This is a genomic window from Nitrosomonas sp. HPC101 (genome assembly GCF_009833125.1).
GTDB lineage: Bacteria > Pseudomonadota > Gammaproteobacteria > Burkholderiales > Nitrosomonadaceae > Nitrosomonas.
Map to the genome: position 1 here is coordinate 106,866 of NZ_QRCC01000012.1, position 26,741 is coordinate 133,606.

19 protein-coding genes and 1 pseudogene are annotated in these 26,741 nt (G+C 48.8%); 11 read left to right on the forward strand and 9 right to left on the reverse strand.

Going from position 1 to position 26,741, the window contains the following annotated elements; translation table 11 throughout:
• Window positions 1-18: 18 nt before the first annotated feature.
• From ABO04_RS09710 to ABO04_RS09730, 5 genes are all read left to right on the forward strand, one after another.
• On the forward strand, window positions 19-939 hold the full coding sequence (locus ABO04_RS09710) for an NAD-dependent epimerase/dehydratase family protein (RefSeq protein ID WP_160810473.1): 921 nt from the start codon (window positions 19-21) through the stop codon (window positions 937-939).
• A gap of 114 nt (window positions 940-1,053) precedes the next feature.
• Window positions 1,054-1,308, forward strand: a complete 255-nt coding sequence (locus ABO04_RS09715; RefSeq protein WP_160810474.1) for an acyl carrier protein — start codon at window positions 1,054-1,056, stop codon at window positions 1,306-1,308.
• Entirely contained in the window at window positions 1,305-2,489 is a 1,185-nt protein-coding gene (locus ABO04_RS09720; RefSeq protein WP_160810475.1) for an aminotransferase class I/II-fold pyridoxal phosphate-dependent enzyme, read from the forward strand. The genes ABO04_RS09715 and ABO04_RS09720 overlap by 4 nt, the downstream gene beginning before the upstream one ends.
• Window positions 2,490-2,557: 68 nt before the next feature.
• Window positions 2,558-3,325, forward strand: a complete 768-nt coding sequence (pgeF, locus tag ABO04_RS09725; protein ID WP_160810476.1) for a peptidoglycan editing factor PgeF — start codon at window positions 2,558-2,560, stop codon at window positions 3,323-3,325.
• 106 nt (window positions 3,326-3,431) lie between these two features.
• A complete protein-coding gene (locus ABO04_RS09730; RefSeq protein WP_160810477.1) occupies window positions 3,432-4,244 on the forward strand; it encodes a ZIP family metal transporter in 813 nt (270 codons plus the stop codon).
• 331 nt (window positions 4,245-4,575) lie between these two features.
• On the opposite strand, the gene ABO04_RS09735 is transcribed toward ABO04_RS09730, so the two are convergent.
• The 6 genes from ABO04_RS09735 to ABO04_RS09760 form a co-directional block, all read right to left on the reverse strand.
• The gene (locus ABO04_RS09735) at window positions 4,576-6,249 is read right to left on the reverse strand and encodes an LTA synthase family protein (RefSeq protein WP_160810478.1); all 1,674 of its coding nucleotides are present in this window, start codon (window positions 6,247-6,249) and stop codon (window positions 4,576-4,578) included.
• Window positions 6,239-7,012, reverse strand: a complete 774-nt coding sequence (locus ABO04_RS09740) for an SDR family NAD(P)-dependent oxidoreductase (RefSeq protein WP_160810479.1) — start codon at window positions 7,010-7,012, stop codon at window positions 6,239-6,241. Before ABO04_RS09740 ends, ABO04_RS09735 begins: the two co-directional genes overlap by 11 nt.
• Complete coding sequence (locus tag ABO04_RS09745; protein ID WP_160810480.1) at window positions 6,993-8,486, reverse strand: glycosyltransferase; 1,494 nt, start codon at window positions 8,484-8,486, stop codon at window positions 6,993-6,995. Before ABO04_RS09745 ends, ABO04_RS09740 begins: the two co-directional genes overlap by 20 nt.
• A gap of 13 nt (window positions 8,487-8,499) precedes the next feature.
• Complete coding sequence (locus ABO04_RS09750; RefSeq protein WP_160810481.1) at window positions 8,500-9,585, reverse strand: glycosyltransferase; 1,086 nt, start codon at window positions 9,583-9,585, stop codon at window positions 8,500-8,502.
• Between the two features lie 278 nt (window positions 9,586-9,863).
• On the reverse strand, window positions 9,864-11,168 hold the full coding sequence (locus tag ABO04_RS09755; RefSeq protein ID WP_240141508.1) for a glycosyltransferase family 4 protein: 1,305 nt from the start codon (window positions 11,166-11,168) through the stop codon (window positions 9,864-9,866).
• A complete protein-coding gene (locus ABO04_RS09760; RefSeq protein WP_160810482.1) occupies window positions 11,165-12,136 on the reverse strand; it encodes a polysaccharide deacetylase in 972 nt (323 codons plus the stop codon). Before ABO04_RS09760 ends, ABO04_RS09755 begins: the two co-directional genes overlap by 4 nt.
• 690 nt (window positions 12,137-12,826) lie before the next feature.
• On the opposite strand from ABO04_RS09760, the gene ABO04_RS09765 reads away from it, so the two are divergent.
• The 6 genes from ABO04_RS09765 (at window position 12,827) to ABO04_RS09790 (ending at window position 25,604) form a co-directional block, all read left to right on the forward strand.
• Complete coding sequence (locus tag ABO04_RS09765; protein WP_160810483.1) at window positions 12,827-20,455, forward strand: type I polyketide synthase; 7,629 nt, start codon at window positions 12,827-12,829, stop codon at window positions 20,453-20,455.
• On the forward strand, window positions 20,452-21,786 hold the full coding sequence (locus ABO04_RS09770) for an aminotransferase class I/II-fold pyridoxal phosphate-dependent enzyme (RefSeq protein ID WP_160810484.1): 1,335 nt from the start codon (window positions 20,452-20,454) through the stop codon (window positions 21,784-21,786). The genes ABO04_RS09765 and ABO04_RS09770 overlap by 4 nt, the downstream gene beginning before the upstream one ends.
• Window positions 21,787-21,857: 71 nt before the next feature.
• Window positions 21,858-22,997: a polysaccharide biosynthesis/export family protein gene (locus tag ABO04_RS09775; RefSeq protein ID WP_240141509.1), complete on the forward strand. Its 1,140-nt coding sequence runs from the start codon at window positions 21,858-21,860 to the stop codon at window positions 22,995-22,997.
• 17 nt (window positions 22,998-23,014) lie between these two features.
• Entirely contained in the window at window positions 23,015-23,800 is a 786-nt protein-coding gene (locus ABO04_RS09780; protein WP_160810485.1) for an ABC transporter permease, read from the forward strand.
• Window positions 23,797-24,459, forward strand: coding sequence for an ABC transporter ATP-binding protein (locus ABO04_RS09785; protein WP_160810486.1), 663 nt, complete (start codon window positions 23,797-23,799; stop codon window positions 24,457-24,459). The genes ABO04_RS09780 and ABO04_RS09785 overlap by 4 nt, the downstream gene beginning before the upstream one ends.
• Window positions 24,456-25,604, forward strand: coding sequence for a chain-length determining protein (locus ABO04_RS09790; RefSeq protein WP_160810487.1), 1,149 nt, complete (start codon window positions 24,456-24,458; stop codon window positions 25,602-25,604). The genes ABO04_RS09785 and ABO04_RS09790 overlap by 4 nt, the downstream gene beginning before the upstream one ends.
• Before the next feature lie 194 nt (window positions 25,605-25,798).
• Here the strand turns inward: ABO04_RS09790 and ABO04_RS09800 are convergent, their stop codons facing one another.
• The 3 genes and pseudogenes from ABO04_RS09800 to ABO04_RS11935 all read right to left on the reverse strand — a co-directional run.
• Window positions 25,799-26,194, reverse strand: coding sequence for a hypothetical protein (locus ABO04_RS09800; protein WP_160810488.1), 396 nt, complete (start codon window positions 26,192-26,194; stop codon window positions 25,799-25,801).
• Window positions 26,195-26,227: 33 nt separating this feature from the next.
• Window positions 26,228-26,512, reverse strand: a complete 285-nt coding sequence (locus tag ABO04_RS12265; RefSeq protein WP_275689233.1) for a hypothetical protein — start codon at window positions 26,510-26,512, stop codon at window positions 26,228-26,230.
• Window positions 26,513-26,522: 10 nt separating this feature from the next.
• Window positions 26,523-26,741 (reverse strand): annotated as a pseudogene (locus ABO04_RS11935) (hypothetical protein); the annotation flags it as partial.

Consider the following 26,741-nt stretch of genomic DNA (forward strand, 5'->3'; position numbering starts at 1 on the left):
CACATCCTGTAGTGTTTTATGGTTAGGACTGTTGCAGTAACGGGTGCCACAGGATTTATTGGCCGTGTACTTGTAGCTAAGCTGGCTGCATCTGGATGGAGAGTCCGTGCTTTGGCAAGGCGAGTATCTTCGCAAGAAGATAACCCGTTCATAGAGTGGATTTCTGGAGATCTGGGTTGTAGCGGTGCGCTGTGTAATCTTGTTTCTGGTACTGAAGCTGTTATACATTGTGCCGGCGCAATCAGAGGGAAATCCTGGGCCGACTTCTATCAGACTAATGTGATTGGGACGAGCAATATATTACAGGCAGCTTCTGATACAGCTTCTTGTTCAAGATTCTTACATATTTCCTCTCTGGCTGCGCGTGAACCACTGCTCTCCTGGTATGCCCGGAGCAAGTTTGAGGCCGAAGAGCAGGTATCGAGGTTTACACAGCTAGCATCTGTTATATACAGGCCTGCTGCAGTATACGGACCTGGTGACAAAGCGATGCTGCCTTTTTTTCAATCCATGCGATACGGTATATTGCCTGTTCCTGGAAATCCAGGCAATCGTTTCGGCCTGATACATGTTGATGATTTGGTGGCCGCCATCTGTTGCTGGCTTGAGACGGATCATCCGATGATCGGCACTTATGCAATTGATGATGGAACATCAGGCGGATATGACTATACATCGATAGCCATGCTCGCACAGCAAGTCCTGGAAAAGCCGGTACGTTGTTTTCGGATACCAGCAAGCAGTATGCGTATGCTGGCCCGTTTAAATTTATGGTCGGCTCGTCTTCTGAATTATGCTCCAATGCTGACACCGGGAAAAGTGATGGAACTAGAGTACCCTGACTGGACGTGCGATGTTTCTTTTCTGAGAAAAGAGCTGGTCGATTGGTATCCAACAATCAAATTACAAACGGCATTGCCATCACTTGTCAAAACATAGCGAATATTTTCCTGAAGTATTTAAAGATGCCTTATTGACAATCCGTGGTATTTATATGTCTTGGTCGCAAAATAAATTTGTCAGTCAATATGTATCCGTTCCGGGATTGATCACATGTCTGAAATAACACAAGTACAAATTACAGAGCTGCTTTGTCAGCGTCTGGCTTGTTTTACAGATGTTGACACGGAGATATCTCCAGAAACCAACCTCATCACACATCTTGCAATTGACTCGGTCAAACTACTGAATCTCATCATGGAAATTGAAGATCAGTTTGATATATCGGTTCCGCTGAATGCGCTTGTGGATGTCTTGACGGTCCAGGATCTTGCCAATCTGATTTATAAAATCAAATCGTCATCATGAATTTGCTGGAAAAACTCGATGCAGCCGCAGCGGCAAGGAAAGCACAGTTACCTGAGGGACTCGGTGCTTTTGGTATCCCCATAGAGGAATCTTATTCTGCGACCGAGGCCAGAATCGGAGAGCGCCGGGTATTAATGCTGGGTACGAACAATTACCTTGGACTCAGCTTTTCTCCGGAATGCAGAGAAGCCGCTCACAAAGCTATTGATCAGGAAGGCACCGGTACTACTGGCTCACGAATGGCCAATGGTAATTACTACGGGCATCGGGCATTGGAACGTGAGTTGGCGGAATTTTACCACTGTCACGAATGTATTGTTTTTACAACAGGCTACCAAGCTAATTTGGGAACTATTTCTGGATTGGTGGGAGCGGGTGATGTCGTGCTGATTGATGGGGATGCGCATGCCAGTATCTATGATGGCTGTATTCTGAGTGGGGCGGATATTATCCGTTTCCGACATAATGATGTGGCTGATCTTGAGAAACGTCTTCGTAGACTCGGTGATCGTAGCCAAAATGCGCTGATTATTATTGAAGGTATCTACAGCATGCTGGGTGATCAGGCTCCTCTGGCTAAAATCGTGGAACTGAAGAATGCCTATCAGAGTACTTTGTTACTTGATGAAGCACATTCACTCGGTGTCCTTGGAAAGACCGGGCAGGGGCTGGTAGAAAAAACAGGAATGATTAATGAGGTTGATTTTATAACCGGAACTTTCAGTAAAAGTCTGTGCGGCATCGGCGGTTTTTGCGTGAGTAACCATCCTCAGCTTGATCAGCTGCGGTACATAAGTCATCCTTATATATTTACGGCTTCTCCTTCTCCGGCGACTATTGCTTCGACACGCGCTGCTTTAAAGTTGTTGCATGATGGTTATTTATTACGTGAGCAGCTGTGGAAGAATGCTCACCAGCTTTTTTCCTGTCTCAAGAAAACTGGATATTGTCTGGGTCCGGAGCCCGGGCCGATAGTAGCCGTTTTACTTGATAGTCCCAAGCAGGCATTGACCTTGTGGAATGGCTTGATGGAGCACGACATCTATGTGAATCTGGTATTGCCCCCGGCAGCACCGGAAGGAAAATCGCTGGTGCGTTGCAGCATCAATGCAGCGCATACTGCCGAACAGATTGATCGGGTTTGCGAGACTTTTTCCAGACTGTATCCTGCTGTGGTGTAAGTGGATACGATTGCTGAGTCTCAATCCTGTTTTCGTCTAGAGCGGTTGAATGACATGAACTTCGCCCGATGATTGACAGAATTGTACCGGATTGGCCCTCTCCTGCAAATGTGAGTGCCATGTTTACTACCCGTAATACTGGAGCAGCCGTGGCCGGAAGGAACGCTTATGCCGGTCTGAATTTAGCAGCTCATGTCGATGATGATCCACGCGCTGTTCAGCTGAACCGAAACCAGTTACGCCAATACTTACCCGATCCCCCTCGCTGGCTGACTCAGGTTCATGGTTCCAGGCCAATCTGGGTGGATTCTGAAAATGAAACCCTGGAAGGGGATGCTGCAATGAGCCGGCATCCTGGGGTGGTGTGTGCAGTTCTGGTGGCGGATTGTCTTCCGGTATTGTTATGTGATAGAGCGGGTAGTGTAGTAGGTGCTGTCCATGCAGGGTGGCGCGGGTTAGCCAGAGGGGTTATCGAAAACACAATTCAGACACTGCGTGAATTCAGTCATAGTGAGCATATAATCGCGTGGCTGGGTCCGGCAATCAGTTCACGGCACTTCGAGGTTGGTGATGAGGTGCGAACGCTATTTACCGAGTATGATCATCAGGCGGCACATGCATTCTTCCCTGGAAAAGAAAAAGGAAAATGGCATGCGGATCTTTTTGCTTTGGCACGTCAAAGATTAGCTCATGCCGGCGTGTCCCGGATCTATGGCGGTAATTTATGTACGTACAGTAATCCCGAGAAATTTTATTCTTATCGTCGTGATGGTAAAACAGGCCGGATGGCTGGTTTATTGTGGATGACACAGTTTCCCGACAGTGGTTCAACCTGAAATCTTGACAGATTTTCTTCCTTGTTAACGTTCAATCTGCGCATGAATCCGCAAGCGGTGTAGTGTGCCTGTTCTGAGTATTTCTACTTATCTGGAAACATGATTTATGTCGGTGTTAACCTGGATTGTACTTGCCAGCGTAGCAAGTGGTTTGCTGAGCATTGGACTCGCGGCATTATTTGCTTTGAATATCCGTAGTGATAAGTGGATCAATATACTGATTTCATATGCTATCGGCGCACTTCTTGGAGCTGCATTTCTAAATGCATTGCCTGAAGCACTGGAGCTTACTGATACACCCAAACAGTTAACATTCATTTTGCTGCTTGGTATTCTTGTTTTTTTTATCCTGGAAAAACTTTTGTTATGGCGTCATTGCCATTTATCAGAGTGTGAGGCGCATGAACCCACGTTACAGGTGGCTTCTGCGGCTGACAGAGGGGTTGCAGGTACTCACGATAATGGCCGCAGTGGCATGATGATTGTACTGGGGGATACTTTTCATAATTTTGTAGATGGTATCCTGATCGCATCAGCTTTTATGGCTGATGTTCAGCTGGGAATGGTGACGGCTATTGCGATTACCGCACATGAGATTCCGCAAGAAGCAGGAGATTTCATTATCTTACTCAATTCGGGGTTTACACGTGCGGGGGCACTCTGGTCCAATTTGTTATCCAGCACAGCGACAGTGCTTGGAGGGTTGCTTGGGTACTTTATGCTGAATCAGTTAGATCATCTGATAGCCCCGATACTTGCCATTGCCGCAGCAAGCATGATTTATGTGGCCATGTCCGATCTGATTCCCAGTCTACATAAACGCCCTGAAATCGGTGCAACTGTTCAACAGGTCACACTCATCGTTCTGGGAATCAGTACGATATGGTTGATAGGGTTATTTTTTGGACATAATCACTGAGAACCTGCTTATTGTCCTCTTCCGCCAAGATGAAACGATCTCTTTTTTCAGACAATCTGAAGAGTGTCATAAGCCCTGATCCAGGGTTGGTGACTCAGGTTGCCACATGAAATTTGTTATTGCTCTGAAAATACAGGTCGTCAGGGCTTTTACCTCCCGAGGCAGCGTGAACCGCTCCACAAAGGTATTGTCGTGGATAGCAGCCGTGTTTGTCCATGCTGATCCAGATGTCTGTCGTGGGCTTTGAGTATTTCGGTGAACTGACTGCTCTGGTCGAGACGTTTGATTGCATGCCCCGTAGCCGGCAGGGATAGGTTTTGTGCTCGGGGTGTTAGTATGCAATCCCAGCGCGATCGCCCGCAGCTCCATTAACGCTATCAGTCGGCGTACACGTTTGCGATTGACCTTTTGGTCCAGTCGGTCTAGGTGATTGCGCATCTACGGGCCAAGGAGATTCAAACAGCTTCTCGCTGAAAAGTGACTTCGAGCTGCTTATAAGGCCAAGCTCTCTAAGCCAGTTTATTGCTAAAGTATTTGCACTCAAATTGAAATTATGAAATTCTGCTTTACTTTGGTTGCTCCAACATATGTATTCCACATCTCCGCCAGGTTTACCAAAAATATTGTATACAGTAGACATAATCGGTACATGGTCGCCAAACCAGCATAAACTTGCAGGTTGTCTGCATTTCATCAGTGTTTGACGTAGTCGGGCAATCATTTCATCAGCATTACGTAAATGTCGAAGATAAATTGTCAAATCATCGCAGCCTGTTGGCGGCGGTTCAATGTACAACGATTCAATATCCGAATGAGCTGCCTGTTCAAGATGTAACGGTCCGTGATTCTCCATGGTAATGACAAAGATAAAAAGTGGCCCCGTTGCATTGTGCAAAATGGCTTCCACTTTATCAGCAACAGCAGTATCTCCGATATAAGGACCTGACCGCATCGTGTTATCAAATATACGGATATCAAAAAACTCATCAAATCCGAGGCATGGATACACTCGATCACGCCGGTAGAAACTGGCTGAATATGGATGGACACAAATTGTACGATAACCCAGGCTCTTCAAAAAAGTTGCCAATGATGGCGTATTCCAACCGGCCGCAATAGCACGATAGGGGTTAAAGCGATGGACTCCCAGTCTGTCCTCAGCAATTCCGGAAAGAAACGCGAATTCAGTACGCACCGTATTGGCTCCCCAGGCAGGCACCTTTAATTTGCCATGGAATAAGGAGTCTTTCTTAAGACGATCAAACTCAGACAGCACATCGGGCCGGATACCCGAAAACAATGACCGTGGATCGAAAAAAGATTCACTTTGAATGGCAACCAGATGAGGCAAATCACGAGTCCGACGTTCTGGAACAGAAAAATAGAAAGGAGAAGCTATATTCAAAAGAATTTTCTCCTCCCTTCCATAGCACCAGAAGCTGGCCAACAAGCCCAATGCAGCAACATCTTGCTGCGGATTGAAACTGACTGGAAGTGACTTATAGTTGCCTGCCAGTAAAAATGATATTCCCAGTACAGATAAAATTAAAATTCCACCTAACTGACCAGATAGCGTAAATCGCTGTTCAGGAACGGATTCTCCCCATAATCCAATCGATACAGCCAGAATAAAACCTGTAGCTGCACCGAGAAACTTCCACCAGCCTAAAAACGGAATATAAAGGCGTGGATGCCGGATCGCATCAGTAAAGTATTCATAATCCTGAAAAATAAAAGGCTCATTCAGCGATTTTACTTTGGCGTTATTCACCAGCACCAGCATCAGCATAAAAGCGGAAACAATCGCCACAGAAAACCACGGACGACCTAAAGCCAGAGTAACCAGGGAATAGGACAGAAGCCATAATCCACCATGTACCGCCCAGGCAGCCCAGGGTCTCGCAAATATCGGGCGTGAAATCATCAGACGTTCAATGATGATCGACAATAGAAGTCCCGTTAGCGAGGCAACTAAAACCAGAACAAAACTTTTTTCAATCACCATAACCCAGCAAGCGAACGATAATGATGGAAATAGAAGCGGGCAGCACCGCCAGCCACCAGGCACCCCAATTCAATGGAAAGGGGAAACTAATACGAGCCTGATCTCGCTCCAGGCCACGCTTTATTACTTTTGCTGCACGCTTGGATGACCACAGGAAAGGTTTCGAACCTGGCATATCGTCACACATGGGCGATTTGACATACCCTGGCATGATCACATTGATCCTGATCCCTTCTTTCGCCAGCCAGCCACGCAGTGCTTCACCATAAGCCTTGAGACCCGCCTTACTGGCACAATATGCCGGCGTGATGGGCAAACCGAAATATGCGGCCAGGGAACTCACAAAGGCAATCTGTCCGCTGCCACGTACTCGCATGGATGGAGTCACGGTATGCGTAATGATCATGGCAGACTTCAAGTTTATATCCAGCAAAGCTTCTACCTCATTCAGGGGTTCAGGTTCACCTGCCGGCCCAATATGTGTATTCATGCCCGCATTGATGATGACCAGATCAAGCGGCTCCAATACGCTCAGCCAGCTCTGCAAAGCGGCAAAATCTCGCAGATCGAGACATTGTGTCAGAACACGCGCACCTTTCTGGCGGCAACATTCTGCAACCTCAGTCAACTTTTTCACATTACGACCGTGCAGATAAAGTGTTACTCCACGCTGCGCATATATTTCCGCCAATGCCGCACCAATTGCCCCCGTTGCACCAGTAATCAGGATATTTTGTTCACTTCTATCTGATGGCCTGCTCATTTCCATACGCTTCCTGCCAAGACCAAAAAAGAACCATACCAAAGCCTACACACACGGTGAAATTCAGCGGTATTAGAAAGTAATTTCCTTTTTGCATAGCCACCCAAATCGCAAACGTTGAATAAATGAAAGTAAATAACTCTCCCATCAACAATATTATGTTAATAGGTGGCATATTTACCTTGTACTCATCTTCTCCTTTAGGCGTGCGGTTAAATTCCCCATGCACGCCGAGAAGTGCCCGAATACCTCCCGCAAAATAATACAAGGCCATTGGCAAGAACATGGCAATGTACAAATAGATATCCCACAACGTGCTTGCAATACATGTCTTTCTATTCAGTCCGGCACCTTTATTTGCTCCGAAAGCATTATTCAGTCCCCAGACAGCTACCAGGCAAAAAAAGGCTGGCAATATCCACTGCATACTTGCTGCATCAAAATCAACCAGATAATTCAATGGCAGACTCAAGAGTACCAGCACGTAAATTGAAGCCAGCAGCACGGAAGAAAACATCATGGAAATCGCGTGTAATCTCTTGATCAGGGGCATGCGCTGGCGGAACATTTGCCGGATGTGTTTGAATCCGCTATGAATCAGGCCACGCCCCCAGCGCTCACGCTGGACACGAAACGCACTGATTGATTCAGGGAGCAAAGACATCGAAACCACATCTCGCAGGTACGCATACTTCCATTCACCAAGCTGAGCCCTGTAACCCAGATCTACATCCTCGGTTACCACCGAAGCATCCCAGCCCCCCAAGGCTTCAATACATGATTTTCGCCATACACATGAACTGCCACTCAGTGAAGCCATATCACCATCCTCGCTTAAACCCACAGTGACATATTGCTGATGCCCCATTTCCATAGCCTGAAAGCGGGTCAGAAAGGATTTGTTTTTGTTTTCGTAACCAATTCCTGTCTGCAAAAACCCTAACTGAGGATCCTTGAACCACGGAATGGTTTTCAGCAGAAAATCCGCTGGGGGAATAAAATCCGCATCGAAAACAGCAAGAAACTCTCCTGAAGCCTGACGAATGCCGTAAGTCAGGTTACCAGCCTTATAACCCTGCCGATCTCCACGACAGATATAACGGATATTGACCCCCTGGGCTGCGTACCACTCAACCCTGGTTTGTGCAAGTCTGGAAGTATCATCCGAAGAATCATCGAGTACCAGAATCTCCAGCCTGTCCGCCGGATAGTGCAATCGACAGACTGCGTCTATCAGGCGCTCCACTACAGATGATTCATTATGTACCGGCAGCAATACACTTACTGGCGGCCTGTAATCGTCCCCAATACAGAGAGAAGGTTGAGTCTCTTCAGTCAGTTCAGTTAGTTTGCGTTGTTCTACCTTGCGTGAGATAAACAGAATACGCAATTCCAGTAGGACATACAGTGCAAAGTAAACCACCACAACAAAAAACACGGCTTGAGTAAAGAAAGAAAGTAACTCAAAAAGCATTGAAAAAATTCCTTCAGATCTTCACAACAGCACAAATTTCTTCCAATCGGTGTACCCAGGTATGATTCTGCCGTACATACGCCGCTCCGGTTTCTGCACGCGCCATATCATCCGCTGAAGGACCATATTGAAGACGTGCAAACAGCTCCTGCGCCTCCTCACTGGAATTCACTACATGACAATAATCACGAAAATGACGATCAACTGCCCGGCTCGGATTGGTTACAGCAATCCCCCCACAAGCCAGTATTTCCAGCAAACGCCGTGAACACATTGTCTCGGAGCTGGTAACTGAATTTACATTAAGTGAAACCACATGCGATTTGTAGATTTGAGCTGTTTTTCGATGAGGCACTCTGCCATGCAAGCGTAACCGGTTATTTTTTGGAAAACGAAATTCAAAGTATCGCGATAAACGATCATGATTCCGGTCAAAAACATTTAACTGTAGAGGGGTTCTTTCACAAGCATCAAACACCATATCAAGAAACGATCTGCGCTCACTTAATATTCGTTGGTAATAGCTGCCGGTAAAGCAGGCTTCATTGCGCGTGAATTCGAAACCGGTAAAGTTGTGAAACGCTGGTTGATAAGGCATAACCAGCGGATTGACAGGCACATGAGCTGGCAGCTGCTGCCGATAGTTTTCAATACATGCTTTGTCCGTTGTAAAAACATAATCAAAAGCTTTGGCTACATCGATAAAGGCGTCAAAAAAAACATCATCATCCTTATTCCAGAAAACAGTAGGAACGCGACGACTTCTGGCAAATTTAACCAACTGGTAGATAGCCGTTGGCTTGCTCAGACGCAGCCACTTTGGCTGTTTCGCCAATTCATAACGCCAGGAGCCGTTTACTCCATGAAATGCTGATTCCACAAAAACCAGATCTGGCTTCCACTCGCCGATAACCATCCTGAAATTTCCGGGAGTCAGTGCTTTTACACGACATTCTGCAGACAAACAGTCAGCTGTGAAATAATCCGTAACCATCGCAATCTTCAAACGTCCAAACGGCCCTGGTCGTTCGGCGGCTTCCGAAATTTGCGGATACTGATATACCAGTGAACCCAGCTTCTTGATTGCTTTTCCGATCATGTAATTTCATACCTTTGAGTGTATCGATATTCCGTTGTCGGCTTATATAAGCTCCACCATGCTTAGGATTTTTTATTGTTACCAAGCCGTCATGGCTGCAAGATGTTATTTCTGTTGAAGTACCAGAGCTTCTGGCTTGTATGTATATGTAATAATACGGGGAGACAATGCGGGTGAATGTGGCCTCAAAAGCCATAATTACCCTTTATTTCGAACATCAGAAATAAAAAACCGACAGGAAGAATTCTTATGATCTGCAAAATTACTGCGGATGGATGCTAATTCAGTACAACCTTGTCCGTAAACTTCTTCCAGCAGCGTTTTTCCAACACATAATGTCGCGCCTGGGCACCTGCCTTCTTCAGCTTTTCCTTATCACCCAGAGCAGCCTCAATAACTCGTGCCAGATCTATCGCATCACCACTACGAAAAAACCAGCAGGCCGGATCAACTCCCAATTCATCCCGAAAAACCGGCAGATCAGGAACAATTACCGGCTTACCCATCGCCAGCGCTTCCACCAGTTTGATCGGAGGAACAATCTCACACACTCTGAACGGTTTACGCGGAATGCACACCAGTGCACAACGACGGAGCATATCTCGTGCAACTTCTGGAGAAAGCTTACCGTAAAAATAAATTCGATCGGACAAACCCAGACGTTGCACCTGGGCTTCCAGCTGCGAGCGAGCCTCACCATCACCGATGATCACCATACTGACAGCATTCTCCGCCCAGGTAAGCTTATCCACCGCATCAATCAGTGTATCTAATCCTTCATACCCGATCAGGGAACCGGCATAACCTATCGTATTTTGTGAAACATTTTCAGAATCTGCTGGCACAAACAACTCCGGATCAACACAATTTGGTAACAAATTGATTCGATCCGGATCAACTCCCCAATTTTCAATTACATAATTGCGAAGTTGTTCTGATATCACAAATAATCTGTCTGCATGCCGCGCGACCAATCTTTCCAGTTGTAACCCCTGTTTATAAGCTTGCGAGCGTTCAAAATCCGGTTGACGTGACACACGAGTGAGCTCCCACAAGCCACGCATCTCGTACTGGAAGGGAACACCTAGCCGTCGGGCTGCCAGCAAAGCTGGTAAAGCATTCACATGATTGGATGCTGCATGGATGGCGGCCACATGCCGCTGCAGCGCAATTTTTGCAATCACTGGTGCGGCCTGTAATGCATATAAAATTACGGGCCGATTATTCAAGGGCTGGCGAACGTGCTGGTAGCACACATCTTGTACTGCCGTTTCCTCACGATCCGCATTACAGCGACGGTCTGCGCGATCCCAGGGATAGCCCGGCCTGGTCAGCACATGCACCTTCCCGCCGGCGGCGCGCAACGCACGAATTACCTCATGAGTGCGAGTGGTATAACCACTGACGTGATAAGGCAGCGAACTTGCTGCCACATATAGCAAGCTTCTCGGTTCAGGTATATATGGCGTATTACTTGCGTATTGCCGAAGCTTGCTTTTCAGCAATTCAACTGTCAAAAAACGATTAAAGGCCAGCCAGTATTCAGTCATCCGGGTAAAGAAGGGATCAAAAAGTGAACTCAAGCGCGCTTACCTTGAAGTAATTTCAATTCTGCATGCGCAAGATCAACAGTATGCGTCGTCGTGATTTTTCCTTGTGCATGCAGATCCAGAAATTCGGCCGTTGTGATGACATCGTAATCCTTGACAAGCCGAGCGAGCAGTTTCCGGTATCCTTCCAGGCGCTGATTATCCCGGTAGGCAGCATGACCCTGTTCATCCCAGTAGAGCAAAGACCAGGAATGTAATAAAAAAACAGATAATGTCGGACTGCCACTAAAAACATCAAACAATAACTTTCCCCACCAGGGATGAAACTGGAAATAAGGGGATTCGGGATGAGTCAGGCGAGCCCACCATTCCGGTTTACCTACCTTGGGCAAAATTTTCTTCTCCGTCATCGGCACCTCGATAACACCATTCGACCAGAGGAATGGCAGATTCGTAGGCTCGCTGTACACACACTGTCCGGCATAAACCGCGCACATGGAATTATTGAAGGAAAGTGGTATGTTTGTTACCTTGAGTGCGCGAATCGTACTGGCATTCCAGCGAAAAGAACCTGCTCGATGAGCAAGTACCGGTTTTTTCGTCTCTTGTGAAATTAATGCTGCAAAATGTTGGATAACAAACGCGGCTCTGGAGTCTTCTGCATACTGGTTCATATACCGTGGGTGCCGGGCGAGACTATGCTCATCCCAGAATGAAGCGGGTAAATACTCGGGATGAGTATGCAGTTGAACATCCTGTCCTGCTTCATCTAACCAGCGAATAACTTCCTTTATCTCATCAAGATAAGAATACGCACCACACAAATCGATGAAAAAAACATGTTTAGCACCAAACTCATTTCCAATTGCAACCATCTCACCGACACCAGCACGACCGTTTTCATGCTGTCCCCACATCAAGCGCTTGATATGGTCCTGTGAAGCGCGCCTTGGCAACGCCTCAGTGTCTACTGTTAAAAGTGCGTAACGGTTCCTGCTCATCAATTACACCCCGTTTCTATCAATATTTTTCACTCCACTTGTCAGCCTGACTGATACATGAATAACCAGCAGGGCGGATTAACATACCGCATCCCGTCTGGGAACAGATTCAACACAAGAAGAGGATTTCTTCGACCACCAACATAGCATCTTCACCGATAAACCAGCCTTAGAACACCTGCCTTTTTATCCTTTATTCTTGATGGCTTTTAAATAGCTGTCTCTGAGAAATGAAGTAACAGATTGATTTTGCTAAACAATGGGAAATTCGGTTCGTCCCCCGAAAAAACAGTAAGCAGCAAGAGTTTTGTAGAGGCTCCTTAGGGAGACGCTGATTTATTCCGTCATCGCGAGGAGAGAAGCGACGTGGTGATCCATAAAACATTGATAAACATAAGAAACTGGATTGCTTCGCTTCGCTCGCAGTGACAACTTACGATTCAATCAGCGTTTCCTTAAATCTTCATTCTTCATTCTTGGAAAAGAAGGGTTATAACCAACTACTCCAAAAATTTACCCTGTCGTATAAAGAGTTATTCTTCTTGGGAATCATGCATATGTTTATGACATAAATATGAAGTTGGAAGGCCTGGCGGAAAGTTTTGCAGATATTTGCTTGTTTATATTTGAGTAAAGCCACGTTCCAAGCTTATCGAAACTAGCATAGTGTCATTTCTGAAGGATAGAAAAATGAACCGACCCATCAGCAAGCATGCTGCGGATGAGAGCAGAAGCGAGTCAGCAGATACCTGCACAAAGGAAAATGGTACAGATAAATCATCCTCGTTTCCTGTGGCTATCGTTGGCTTTGCTTTTCGTTTTCCGGGAGATCTGAGTGATGAAACCGATTTCTGGAATGCACTGAAACAAAAACGTGATCTGGTAACCCGGATTCCGGAAGATCGCTGGGCTGTCGATGAATTACAACATGACAAGCGTTCGGAGCGTGGTCGTAGCATTACTTTTTCGGCAGGAGTGCTCTCACACATAGAAGAATTTGATGCCAGCTTCTTTGGTATTTCACCACGTGAAGCAGGCGTGCTCGATCCTCAGCAACGTCTTTTGCTGGAGCTGACTTGGGAGACTCTGGAAAATGCGGGGGTTCCGCCTTCTTCCATGGCAGGATCGGATTGTGCAGTTTATATGGGGATTTCCGGGTTTGATTACGGCATGCGCTGGATGGATGATCTTTCCAGCATAACCTCACATACGATGACAGGAAATACGCTGAGTATCGCAGCCAATCGTATTTCCTACGTTTTCGATCTGCACGGCCCTTCTTTGGCAGTGGATACAGCCTGTTCTTCATCGATGGTAGCGTTACATCACGCTTGCAACAGTCTGCGTAACGGGGAGGCCTCTGCAGCTCTGGTTGGGGGTGTCAACCTGCTGCTTCATCCGCATCCGTTTGTTGGATTCACCAAAGCATCGATGCTTTCCAGTAGTGGGCGTTGCAAACCTTTTGATGCTTCCGGAGATGGCTATGTGCGTTCAGAAGGGGCTGCCGTTCTGCTGCTCAAGCCCATGGAACAGGCTTTGGCTGAGGGTGATAATATCCACGCAGTTATTCTTGCCAGTGGCATTAATGCCGATGGAGGCCGCAAAACCGGAATTACCATTCCCAGCAGTGATGGTCAGGCGGAATTGATGCAAGAAGTATTATCGCGCAGCGGCCTTGCATCAAGAAATATCGATTTTATTGAAGCACATGGTACAGGAACGGTGGTCGGAGATCCTGTTGAAACCAAAGCAATTGGCATGGTTTATGGTCGGGAGCGTGCTAAACCATTGCTTATTGGGTCGGTCAAGGCCAACCTTGGTCACCTCGAATCTGCTTCCGGTATGGCTGGATTGATCAAAACCATACTGGCACTTAAACACAAAGCACTGCCACCTGCCATCCATCTGCACAGACCCAATCCACAGATTGATTTTCAAGCACTTAATCTGCAGCTCGTCAGAAAATATAAAACATTGGGTAGCAAGAGAAAAAGGCCGCTCGTTGCTGGCGTTAACTCTTTCGGATTTGGTGGCGCCAATGCCCATGTTCTATTACAGGAATTCCCCATTCAGGAAGATAGGGCCGGTGCACCGAGCATAGAATCATTGCCTCCACTCTTCCTTTCCGCACGCACGGAAGCCGCCTTGCGCGCCATGGCCGGGCGTTACGCCGAATTGCTGAAAGATAAATCTCCACAGGAATTTTACGATATTTCCTATGCAGCAGTTTTTCGCCGTGAGCGTATGGAAAAAAGACTGGCACTACATACCGGCAAGGTAGATTCAGCGATTGATCTGCTTAATTGTTATGCCAACGGTGATATACCTTCCCGGATTTTTATTGAGGATCAGTTACCGCAAAGTGGTGGAGTGGCTTTTGTCTATTCGGGAAATGGTGCGCAGTGGGTTGGAATGGGTTACGCATTGCTTACTGAATCTCCAGAATTCAAAGTAATCCTGAGTGAAATTGATGCAATCATGTTGCCCCAGACAGGGTTTTCACTGATCTCCGAGCTGGAAGCAGAAGGTCAAAATTCCAGACTGGACGATACCCGTGTTGCGCAACCACTGCTGTTTGCTATCCAGGTCGGTATTACGATGCTGCTTCGTCAGCGGGGCATTGAGCCCGCAGCTGTCGCCGGCCACAGTGTGGGTGAAGTTGCGGCAGCCTGGGCCGCAGGTGCGCTTGATCTACAACAGGCCATACGTGTCATCTGTATTCGCAGCCAGCTGCAGGCGCTGACACGCGGAAAAGGCCGGATGGCAGCAGTTGGACTGTCTGCTGAGGCAGCACAGGAAATCATCACTACATCAGGAATGGGTGCCAAAGTGGAAATAGCCGGGATCAATAGTCCCGACAACGTCACACTTTCTGGTTCTCTGGAAGGTTTGCAGTGTATACAAAGTTTGCTTGAATCCAGAGGCGTTTTCTTCCGGTTGCTTGATCTCGATTATGCTTTCCATAGCAAACGGATGAATGCTATCGGAGGAACGTTGGTCCGCAAGCTCGGCAAACTTGCTCCTGCTCATACCCAAAACATCACAATTGTTTCAACCGTTACCGGGAGCGAGATTGATGGGTCCTCACTCAACGCAGATTACTGGTGGCGCAATGTGCGAGAACCCGTTCAATTTGCAGCAGCGATAAACAAAATTGCTGAACTGGGTTGCAGAATATTCATTGAAATCGGGCCACATGCAATTCTGCAGCGGTATATAGGTGAATGTCTGACTGCAGCAAAAATCGACGGGCGTGTGATTCCGACAATGCACCGCGAGAATAGTGGTTTGCAAAAAATTACCGAAGCCGCGCTGCGTACCCAGCTTCTTGCTGAGCGGCCATCACTGCAAACTTGTTTCCCCTTTCCCGGCCGGTGGGTTCGTCTGCCTAACTACCCATGGCAGCGGGAGCGGCACCAGGTGTCATGGACGAGCGAAGGATTACATTTGCTGGATCGTCGCCGGGTGCACCCGCTGTTAGGCTGGCGTATTCCGGGTGTCGATGCCGTCTGGGAAAACACGCTTGATCCGATTATCCTGCCCTGGCTGGCTGATCATAAGGTAGGCGATGTGATCGTGTACCCTGGTGCTGCTTATGCTGAAATGTCACTGGCTGCAGCGCGTGAATGGCTGGGGGGAGAGCATTTCATGATCGAGCAACTCGACATCATCTCTCCGATGGTTTTTGATGGTGAGCATGCGCGCACTATTCATTTGTTTCTGAATCCGCGTGATGGCGAATTCCATATCAAAAGTCGCCAGCGGCTCAGTCATGACGAATGGACGTTGCATGCTTCAGGACGTGTTCTGGAAACCACTGACAAGATTCCTGCAGCGCGTATCGATCCACCCGCGGTGCCTGTCAAGCAAATCGGGGGTACAGCCCATTATCGGCGTGCCTTAAAGCTTGGTTTGGATTATGGCCCGACTTTTCAAGGGATGCGTGACGTAAATGTCGAGGCAGACAGGCTCGAAGCTGCGCTGATTTATCCTGAATTATTGAACCTGAATGATTATTTATTGCACCCGGCCATACTGGATCTTTGCTTCCAGTCACTGGTTGATTTTTTTGGTGAAGAAATCGATGCCGGGCAGGGAACCGCCTTGCTTCCAGTCAAAATAGGCAGGCTGAATTTTTACAGCAATGAGAAGGCGGCACTTTTACGCGCCAGTTTGTGTCGTCGCAGCGCGCGTTCTGTGCTGGCGGATTTCGAGCTGGTGGATGATCAAGGTAATTTGCTTGCAAGTGTTTCTGCCTGCCGATTCCGTGCTGCCCCCCTCAAACGGCATATTCAGCAAAAAATATCAAACTGGCGTATTGTCCCCCGGCTTAATCCTCACCCACTCGACGGTATGACCGTGACCATGCCGCCTGTGTCGGATCTTGTCCAGCGGGCACGAGTGCAGCTCGACAGTATCAAGCAGGATCGGCATACCTTATTCAAGGAAACGCTTCCGCTCACTGAGGCTTTAACATTATCCTTTGCCTGGCAGGCTTTGCAGTATGTCCAGCAGCAGAAACCGCTGGAATGGCATCAAATTTTTGATGGACCCCAAGCGACCGCTTGCGCTCGCTGGCTGGCAAGCCTGTTATCCAGCGAAGGATTGCTCGGAAAAGACAGTGCCGGCCAATGGTCTGCTGTTGCCGATACTGACTTACCCTCACTGGAAGCACTCTGGCAATCACTGCTATATGATTCACCTGCGCATCTGCCGCAGCTGGCACTTTTGGGAAGGGCCGGTCGGCAACTGCCGGCATTGTTATGTGGAGAAACTGATGCGTTGAAATTGCTGGATGAATTGAAACATTCACCAGTAGCTGAAATGCGCTACCACGATGATCCGATTTATCTGGGGATGCGACTTGCGCTTGAAGGGACGCTCAAGAGCCTGGCGGACAGTTGGCCTGTTTCACGCCGTCTGCGCATTCTGGAGGTGACTGCTGGCTCCAGTGAATTGCCGGAAATACTGACGTGTTCGTTATCCCAAGACCGATTTGACTATATTCTTGCTTTGCCGGATGAGGCGACGCAGGCGCGTCAGCAAGCCGAATATCAGGACAATACCAGCATTGTCGTGGCGCGGTATGAGCCTGCCACGTTGCAGCTTACTGTGGACCATCCGCTGCCGGATACATTTGATGTCGTTATCCTGCGCTATGCGTTACACCGTACAAGCAACCCGTCCGCAGCGCTGATCCAAATCCGGAGCCTGCTTGCTGCAGGGGCGATTCTGCTGCTGGTTGAACAGCATTCAGACTGGAGTATCAATTTTCTGGAAGGTATAGATCCCGGCTGGTGGCGTCAGCATGATGCAGGTTCAGATATACCGCTTTCCCCGTTGTTGCCTCCCGCAACATGGCAGAAATTGCTGAACGATGCCGGGTTTGTGGAAACGGAAACCTTACTTGAGCCCGCTGCAGAAGATCTTGCTGAGGGAGCCTATCTGCTGCTTGCCAAACGTTCCACACAAGATAGTACCCTGCTTTCTGAGCCTGTCGCCGTTGCCTCATGGCTGCTGGTAGCTGACGGGTTTTCTGCAACCCTGGCCGGGCAGCTGAGTAATCAGTTGCGCGCATCAGGGCAAATAGTTGCCATTACCAGCCGGGTATCTGCGGATTTGTTACAAGATACAGATCATATCGTGCATCTGTCGGGCTGGAATGATATGCCTGACTGTGCTGCAGCAACCGTAACCATGCTCATGGAGAGCGTAAAGCTGATAGTGGCCCGGAGCGGAAAAACATCCAGACTCTGGCTTATCACCAGAGGGGGTGCGCTTGTGACCGGATATCCAGCCGAAGCAGAATCCAATCCGGCACAATCTGCCCTGTGGGGGTTCGGACGAGTCATCATGAACGAATGTCCTCAGCTTTCCTGCACGCTCATCGATCTGGCCTGTGACCTCACTGTTAATAGCCTTTCAGACCGGCTGGCAAATGAGTTGCTTTACCCGGATGGCAGTAATGAAATTGTCCTTTCTGTACAAGCACGCTATTGCCCGGTCATGCAGGAAGAATCGGGTGAGCAGATCAGGACGATAAAACAGCCGGAGGGACAGCGATTCCACCTTGATTTTCACCTCCCGGGACAATTGCGAAACCTGGTCTGGTTACCCGATGCGGAGCGCCTGTTAAGTGATGATGAGATTGAAGTGCATACCCGGGCGACCGGTCTTAATTTTCGCGACGTAATGTACCTCATGGGCCTGCTTCCGGATGAGGCTGTTGAGAATGGTTTTGCAGGCGCCAGTCTCGGGCTGGAGTTTTCAGGAGTTGTCAGCCGTGTCGGTGCGCGCGTGAAAGGCCTGTTACCGGGTGATGCCGTTATGGGTTTTGGTGCTTCCTGCTTTGCCAGTCATGTAGTCACGCGAGCGGATACCGTAGTGCCCATGCCTGAAGATTGGTCGTTTGAAGCAGCAGCGACTGTTCCAACGGTTTTCCTCACTGTTTATTATGCGCTCAAGCAGCTTGCCGCTTTGCAGCCGGGCGAACGCGTACTGATTCACGGCGCGGCAGGAGGTGTTGGTGTTGCTGCTATCCAGCTTGCACGCTACCTCGGTGCAGAAATTTATGCCACTGCAGGCAGTGATGAGAAACGGGATTTCGTCAGATTGCTGGGGGCGGATCATGTTTTCGACTCACGCAGCCTGGCATTTGCTGACGATATTCTAGACGCGACGGCTGGTGAAGGGGTTGATGTGGTGCTCAATTCACTTGCCGGTGAAGCGATGCGCCGTAGTCTTGCTGTACTGAAACCCTTTGGTCGTTTCCTTGAACTGGGCAAGCGAGACTTTTTTGAAAATACGCCAGTTGGCCTGCGCCCCTTCAAGAACAACATCAGTTATTTTGGAATCGATGCAGATCAGTTACTGACAGGGCGCCCCAAACTCGCTGCACAGCTCTTTCGTGAAGTGATGGCACTGTTTCACGAGCAAGCTCTGGCGCCATTGCCTTATCGGGTATTTACAGCCGATCGTGTTATAGATGCTTTTCGTGTGATGCAACAAGCACGTCATATCGGAAAAGTCGTTGTATCCATGGCGGATGCACAGCCTGACATCGAGCAGCCCTCACGGTCCGCGCCAACGATATGTTTTGAGAAAAATACCACATGGCTGGTGACGGGAGGTCTTTCCGGTTTTGGCCTGGAATCCGCTCGCTGGCTGGCTGAACGTGGTGTTGATCACCTTGTACTGGTGGGTCGCCGTGGTATGGAAACGCCAGGAGCCAGAGAGGTCGTTAAAAGCTTTGCAGATCGAGGCGTAAAAGTGATTGCCCAAGCTTGTGATATTACCTCGGCTATAGCGGTGGATACACTTGTCGAACATATCAGAAAAATCTTTCCCCCTCTCAAAGGTGTACTACATTCAGCTGCTGTTTTTGATGATCGTCTGATTGCCAGTCTTGACCGGAAAAACATCGAAAATGTCATGAATGCCAAATTGTTGGGTACCTGGCATTTGCACCAGGCTACGCTGAATACACCACTGGATTATTTCGTGCTGTATTCCTCTGTTACCACTGCAATTGGAAATCCCGGGCAGGCTAATTATGTAGCAGCCAATGCAGGGCTTGAAGGTATCACCGCCATGCGTCGTCAGGCGGGGCTGCCGGCTACTTGTATTGCCTGGGGGCCCATTGGTGATGCGGGCTACCTGGTTCGTAATGAAGCTGTTAAAAACGGCCTGGAGCAGCGCCTTGGCAAGCCGCCACTTTCTGTAGCAGAGGCACTGGCTCAACTCGATGACGCATTTGACAATGAAACAGGGCTTGCTATGCCAGCCAACTTTGACTGGAATACGCTTGCTCGCTTGTTACCTTCTGCAGCTGGTAACCGTTTTGACATTCTCAACCGGAACAGACAGGAGTTATCTCAAGCGGCTGAATCAACTGATATTCAGGTACTGATTACCGGAAAATCCCGAGAAGAAATAATAGAAATCGTGCGCAATCTGGTGATCAGGGAAGTAGCCCAAACCCTGAGCATCAACCCGGATCGCATCAAACCCAACCATTCCCTGCACGATCACGGTATGGATTCGCTGATGACAGTCGAACTTGCGTTGGGATTGGAACAACGTTTTTGTATTCAGTTGCCGGTCATGATGCTCAATGATGCGCCTACGGTTCATACCATTTCGGCGCGTATCGCCGATAAATTGGCGGACAAAGATGAGGTGCCGCAGGCAGAGCAATCTGCTCACTGGGTTTCTGAGTTTGCACATCAGCACGGAGAGGAATTGTTGCCAGAAGACGTGAGTGCCCTGAGAGAAGATGTGTACCACCTTGCACAAGAAGGAATCAGCCTGATCAAATGAATAAACCCAATCTCACCCGAAAAACGAGATCACACCTGATAGATCGTATCCTTGGGAAAAAAATGGAAGCATCGGGTGTCGCCGCTCCTGTACTGGCAGACCGTACAGCCAGCTACGCATCCATTGCGGATACTTTTACCCGTTTTGATCGCTTTCCCGGCTATGAAAAAATGCTGGTTCCCAAGGCAGCATCTGAGCGGTTGGGCTTGAAAAACCCGTTTTTTCGGGTTCACGATGGCGTGGCAGGAGCCACCACACTTATTGGTGGACGTGAATACATTAATTTTTCCAATTACAGTTATCTTGGCCTGGCAGGACACCCTGCCGTGAACCGGGCTGCAAAAGAAGCGATTGATCGTTATGGCACGTCCGCTTCTGCAAGTCGGTTAGTGGCAGGTGAGCGACCGGTACAGCGCAAACTGGAAGAAGCACTGGCCGATTTATACGAAGTGGATGACTGCGTCGTATTTGTCAGTGGGCATGCCACGAACGTCAGCACCATTGGCTACCTTTTTGGCCCGAAGGATCTGGTGATTCACGACAGCCTCATTCATAACAGCGTACTGCAGGGGATTCAGCTATCCGGAGCAACGCGCCGATCATTTCCGCATAACGATACAGTAGCGCTTGACCAAATCCTGGCCGAAATCCGTGCACAGTTCGAACGGGTGCTGATTGTTACCGAAGGACTTTACAGCATGGATGGCGATATTCCGGACTTGCCGGCACTCATCCGTATCAAGCAGCACCATAAAGCTTTTCTGATGGTGGATGAAGCGCATTCTCTGGGTGTATTGGGTGCAACAGGAAAAGGCGTGCGTGAACACTTTGGTATTCAAGGTAAAGAAGTGGATATCTGGATGGGCACGCTCAGCAAGACATTGGCAGGTTGTGGGGGCTACATTGCTGGAGAACGGGCGCTTGTTGAACATCTGAAATATGCTGCACCGGGTTTTGTCTACAGTGTCGGCATGGCACCATCATTGGCAGCTGCTTCTCTGGAAGCATTACACATCATGCGGCGAGAGCCGGAACGGGTGGCGCGACTGCATGAACGAGGGCAGCAATTTCTGGAGTCGATGCAGCCTCTTGGCATTAATACCGGTCTTGCGCAGGGCTATGCTGTCATTCCTGCCATTGTGGGAAGCTCACTGAAAGCGGCGAAGCTGTCAAACCAGTTTTTTGATGCCGGAATTAATGTTCAACCAATTGTTTACCCTGCAGTTGAAGAAAAGGCGGCAAGACTTCGCTTTTTTCTATCCGCTATGCATACCGATCAACAGATACAGTATGCCTGTGAAGTTGCAAAGAAGCTGATAGCGAATCGTTGATCTACAGAATGAAGGGTACAGGTATGGGCATAGGGGGCCAGACTGTTCGAGCTGGAGTTTTTCTGGCAGGAATGATTTTAATAAGCATTCTATCCGGTTGTGCAACATACCCGGGCTGGATTTCTTCCAGCGGCGCCAGCCGGGAACAGATTATTGAGCAGGAAAATGAAATGAACCGGATAGATGGAGTCGAGTTCATTGATGTTGACGATACCATCGCCAGAAAACTGGCTGCGAAGAAAAAACTGGGTCAATTTACGGATGTTTTCCCGCATACCTCCGCCAACAATTATTTGATTGGCCCTGGCGATGTGATCGATGTTTCCATTTGGGAAACACCCCCTGCCATGTTGTTTGGGGCAATTACCCTGAATTCCGGATTAGGCCCGGTGACAACCCATATGGTAACTTTCCCGGAACAAATGGTCATGCAAGACAATACCATTACCATCCCGTTTGCCGGGCGCGTTTCTGTCGAGGGAAAAACAATCCAGGAAATTGAGGAAGAGATTACCAGGCGGCTGTCCGGCAAAGCGAACGGCCCTCAAACATTGGTACGGATCACCAAGAGTAATTCGGCTAACGTTACGATTGTCGGGGAAGTCAATAACAGTACCCTGATGGCGCTCACCCCAAAAGGGGAACGCCTTCTCGATGCACTGGCAACCGGCGGTGGTGTTAAACAACCGATCAATCGCGTGGCCATGCAGCTTTCACGTGGGTCGATCACCGCGACCATGGCTTTGGACACCATCATCCGGGATCCCAAACAAAATATCCCCCTCAAACCGGGTGACGTAGTCACCGCTTTATTCCAATCACAAAATTTCCTAGTGCTGGGCGCATTGGGAAAAAACGAAGAAATTCCCTTTGAAGCGCAAGGCATTTCGCTGGCGCAGGCATTGGCACGCTCAGGCGGCCTGTCCGATAGACGTGCCGATGCACGCGGTGTATTCATTTTCCGGTTTGAAGACGCCGGGCTGATTGAAGCGGATCATCCACTTGTTCAAACAGCGGAAGGGACTGTACCTGTAATCTACCAGGTTGATCTGCGTGATCCTGCTTCACTGTTTGTGACACAGAATTTTCCGGTGCAGGATCAGGACGTGATCTACGTTGCCAACTCACCAGAAGCCGAGTTTGGCAAATTCCTGAAACTGCTACTGTCTGTTGCTATGCCGGGTTTGGCAATTAACCGGCTCTTTTTCTAGGGTTTGTTTCTATAGCTATGGCTGAAGCACGTAACCCCTTGATTGTTTCCTTTGCAGTCTGGAAGGCTATTTTTCTGCGCGAGGCCCTTGATCGTCTGTTTGATATGCGGGCAGCGTGGTTCTGGTTATTGGCCGAGCCTGCTTTGCATATTGGTTTTCTGGTTTTTGTTTTTACAGCCATTAGCCTTCGTACAGTGGGGAATGCCGATATGGCTGTGTGGATTATCGTTGGTATGCTGGCGTTCTTTCTGTTTCGGCGGACAGCTGTGCAAGTGACGTACGCAATCGATTCCAACCAGCCATTTTTTGCTTACCGGCAAGTGAAGCCTTTTGATCCTGCGATTGCGCGTGCGGTACTGGAAGCTTTTCTGATGTCGTTTATCTCAATTATTATTCTGGCAGCAGCCATGCTGCTTGGTCATGAGACGTTGCCGAGTGATCCTTTGCTGGTCGTACAGGCTGTTTTCGGGCTCTGGTTATTTGGAGTGGGTTATGGCCTGGTAGCGTCCGTGTTAATGGTAATGATTCCGGAAATGGAGCATGTGCTTAAAATCCTGATGTTACCGTTGTATCTGATTTCCGGTGTCATCATGCCGTTGGCCGCTATACCTCAACCCTATCTTGACCTCCTGTTGCTAAACCCGATTGCACACGGGATTGAACTGGCGCGTACTGGTTTTTTCTCTTATTACCACACCGCACAAGGTCTCAGCATGGAATATCTCTATGCGTGGGGCATTATTAGCCTGTTTCTTGGTTTGATGTTGTACCGCCGCTTTGCTTTGCAGCTGGTGATGAAATGATTGTCATCAAAGATGTGCACAAACGGTATAAAACCGACCATGGTCCCGGTAAATGGGTATTGCAGGGCATTAATCTGACTATCCCGCGCAATGTCAATGTGGGTCTGATCGGCTCGAATGGTGCAGGCAAATCCACTTTGTTGCGCATTATTGGTGGCATAGATCACCCGAACAAAGGACAGGTGGAGCGCCGTTGCCGGCTTTCCTGGCCGATGGGGCACGGTGGGCTGGAGCCTACTCTGACAGGACGTCAGAATGCCAAATTTGTCTGTCGCATACATGGCCATCAGGAAGATCTGGCCGAGCGATTGGCGTTTGTTCAGGATTTTTCTGAATTGGGCGCGGCTTTTAATGAACCGGTGAACACCTACTCTTCCGGAATGCGCTCACGCTTGCAGTTTGGATTATCACTGGCTTTTGATTTCGATATTTATATTTCAGATGAGGTCACTGCTGCGGGGGATGCTGCCTTCCGTAACAAAGCAGCGGCTGCTTTCAAGGGTATGGCAGATCGTGCCGGGCTCATCATGGTTGCCCACAGCGACAGTACACTTAAACAGTTTTGTGAAGCCGGTATTTTGCTTTATCAGGGCAAAGCACATTGGTTTGACAAAATCGAGGAAGCTCTCAAAGCATATAAGGATACAACACAAAAATGACGGAATTACAACAGGCTGTCAGTGAATATCATCCGGATAAATCCGTCAGGCAAAGCCGGTTTTCTATGCGGCCGTTTACAGGGTTGATATGGTTTGTCCTTGTATTGGCCGTGTTAACCGTGGTGTACTGGCTGTTGATTGCTTCTGATCGCTATGTTTCGGAAGCCAGTGTAATTATCCGTAAAACAGATTCGATTACGGCTCCCAGTTTTGATTTATCGATGGTGATTGCAGGAGCCGCTGGTACCAACCGTGCGGATCAGTTGTTGCTGCGGGAATACCTGCTTTCGGTGGACATGCTCAAAAAACTGGATGCGGAACTTCATTTGCGTGCCCACTACAGCAATGAAAACTCGGATCTCCTGTCCCGCATGTGGCTGCAGGATATGGAATGGTTTCACCGCCATTATCTCTCGCGCGTAACGATTGAATACGATGATTACGCTGGAGTACTTCGTATTGAATCACAAGCCTATGATCCTGAAACCGCGCAGGGAATTTCCAATCTTCTGGTACGTGAAGGTGAGCGTTATATGAACCAGATCAGTCATGAGCTGGCTGAAACACAGGTTAATTTTCTGATTACCCAGGTAGATGTAGCTCAACTGCGCTTCCAGCAGGCGAAACAGGTATTACTGGCGTATCAGAATAAAAACGGATTGTTTTCACCACAAGCAACTGCAGAGAGCCTCAATACCCTCATTGCCAAACTGGAGGAGCAGCGCGCCCAGCTTAAAACACAACTGGCTTCTTTGCCAAAAACACTGGATCATAATCATCCCAATCTGATGCTGATCAAGCAATCCCTCTCTGCGGTGAACCAACAGATTGCCACTGAAAAAGCAAAACTTGCCAATCCCACAGGAAAAACGCTGAATATCACAATGGAGGCATTTCAGCGGCTGGAAATGGAAGTCACCTTTACGAAAGAACTGTACAAGGCGGCCCTGACCGCGCTGGAAAAAGGCAGGATTGATGCGACGCGAATGCTGGATAAAGTCTCCGTGTTGCAGACACCTACTTTCCCGGAATATTCAATGGAACCCCGGCGTATTTATAACACCGTAGTTACATTGTTATTTGGCCTGATGCTGGCCGGTATTCTGAAACTGCTGGAAGGCATCATACTGGATCATGTGGATTGATTATTGCATTCGGCAGCCCGGTGCTTCAAAACGGAAATGTCTTGAGCTAATCGTGCCTTCAGCAGTGATTCCAGGCTTCGCTCATAAATGAGCAAAAAATAAAAGAATAGGGGACACAACTCAGCGATAAGCGTCGCAGCGATTACTGATACGGACGACCAGAACCACTAAAAGGTTATCCTGGACTTCATATATCACTCGGTACATGCCGACCCGTATCCGGCGTAACCCGGAACGCCTTTCAGAACAGATCCGGCACCGGGATATCTTTTCAGCGAATCAATTGCTTCTATGATACGCAGCCGTTCTGGCCTGGGAATTTTCTCAAGTGACTTTGCCGCACTCTGTTTAATCGAGACGGAGTAGGTCACTTCATACGTGCCCAGACGAACGTGACGATGAAAGGTTGAATAGGGCCAATCGCTCACTTTTGTAATGCTCAGCAGCTCGGCCGTAGGGTGCACCGTGTGCACCACCAACAATGGCAGTAGTTGTAGGGTGCACCATGTGCACCAATCAACCATGGCAGCAGCCAGGCCGGAACACAACATCCATGCATCACCACGGTGAAAAATGCGGGTTGTGGCCAACGCGAACGACGAACGCGGTGCACAGGGTGCACCCTACGGTTCGCCGGTGGTGGCAGGTTCGGGTTCCGGCGTGGTTCCCGCCCAATCGGGTTCATACGTGCCCAGACGAACGTGACGATGAAAGGTTGAATAGGGCCAATCGCTCACTTTTGTGACCAATCCGTGTTTAACTGGATTGTAATGCTCAGCAGCTCGGCCGTAGGGTGCACCATGTGCACCAATCAACCATGGCAGCAGCCAGGCCGGAACACAACATCCATGCATCACCACGGTGAAAAATGCGGGTTGTGGCCAACGCGAACGACGAACGCGGTGCACAGGGTGCACCCTACGGTTCGCCGGTGGTGGCGGGTTCGGGTTCCGGCGTGGTTCCCGCCCAATCGGGTTCATACGTGCCCAGGCGAACGTGACGATGAAAGGTTGAATAGGGCCAATCGCTCACTTTTGTAATGCTCAGCAGCTCGGCCGTAGGGTGCACCGTGTGCACCACCAACAATGGCAGCAGTTGTAGGGTGCACCATGTGCACCAATCAACCATGGCAGCAGA